Genomic DNA, 1130 nt, shown 5'->3' on the forward strand with positions numbered 1-1130 from the left:
AGCCGACATCGATCTGCATCGAGATGTAGGGGTTGCCGCTGGTATTGCCGGTCTCGTTCCAGGCCGTGCCGATGCGCACTTTGCGGCCTGATTTGTTGACTGCCGTCACGTCAAAATCCGGGCTGCGTTCAGACATCTTGGCCCGCGCCTCCAACTGGATGGCGATGTCAAAGCGCGTCGAATGGATTATGCCGGTGTACTGAACGGCTGCGGTCTCGACATTGCGGGTGAGGGTTCCTGCGAACATGGGATGGTTCCTTTTNGATTGGCCGGTGCCTGACGTTCTTGCCAACGCATCCGGGATTGCTTTCTCGACCCCTTGAGGGATCACAAATCAGAAAGCTTGCTTTCCTTTCAGCCCCGCCCACAGGTCAGAGCTGCCGTCCGAGTGGGAATGCCCCCGCGCCTCCTGGTGTTACGCCCCTCCCCTGCCCGTCTGGTCTTGATTGGCTGCCCGGATTTTCCGCGCCGTCCTCCAATCGCGCGATGAAGAACTCCGCCTCTTTTCCGTTCAACCGGTGCCCGCCCCGGTCGGTCAGACCGATGCAGCTACCATTCGGCACATAGGTGATGAGGTACTGACCAAGCCGGTCCTTGTGGACAATGTAGCCGGTATTGGCCCAATGCACTGTCTGGCCGGCATCGACGGCCGCCTTGATGTCATCGAGTGTCATGGGGTCCTCCTTACGAAGAATGGTGGGGAAACGACGCAAGAAGCCCGGTCGTCCAACCGGGCTTCCATGCAGCATTCGTTTGGCAAACGACCGAGATCTGTCAGGCACCTTGCGTGGCTTGCGTCGCGCGCGCCGCCATCCAATCCTTCAGGCCAAGAACCGTTCTTCCGGCGGCGACCTCGGAGGCCCAGGCAACCCTTGGGTCGCCGCAGGGCTCATCGCCAGAATGCCGGTCGATATGGCCATTGGCCATCCATGGCTCAGGCTGGATCCGTCGCAGCCAGTCCGCCATGCTCGGAATGCGGCCCTGGCAGTCTTCACGGATATGCTGCTCGCCGATCCAGCGCAGGGGAATGTCCCGACCTGCGCTATTGGTCAGGGTCAAGCCGAAGACACGTTCGGCCTCAAAAAGGCCTTGAGCGTGGTGGCGCATGGCTCGGTGCGTGAAGAGCGCGA

The 1130-nt window shown here is 60.9% G+C and carries 3 protein-coding genes; all 3 read right to left on the reverse strand.

All coding sequences use genetic code 11. The annotated features are described in order from the left end of the window. A partial coding sequence (locus tag A3764_RS22785) for a DUF736 family protein (RefSeq protein ID WP_150122426.1) occupies positions 1 to 247 on the reverse strand: 247 nt, incomplete at its 3' end. Between the two features lie 124 nt (positions 248 to 371). Then, positions 372 to 674, reverse strand: coding sequence for a hypothetical protein (locus tag A3764_RS22790; protein ID WP_067920587.1), 303 nt, complete (start codon positions 672 to 674; stop codon positions 372 to 374). A gap of 100 nt (positions 675 to 774) precedes the next feature. Further along, on the reverse strand, positions 775 to 1130 hold a 356-nt coding region (locus A3764_RS22795; protein WP_236628307.1), incomplete at its 5' end, for a DUF6915 family protein.

The sequence above is a fragment of the Sulfitobacter sp. HI0129 genome (assembly GCF_001635395.1).
Classification (GTDB): Bacteria; Pseudomonadota; Alphaproteobacteria; order Rhodobacterales; family Rhodobacteraceae; genus Sulfitobacter.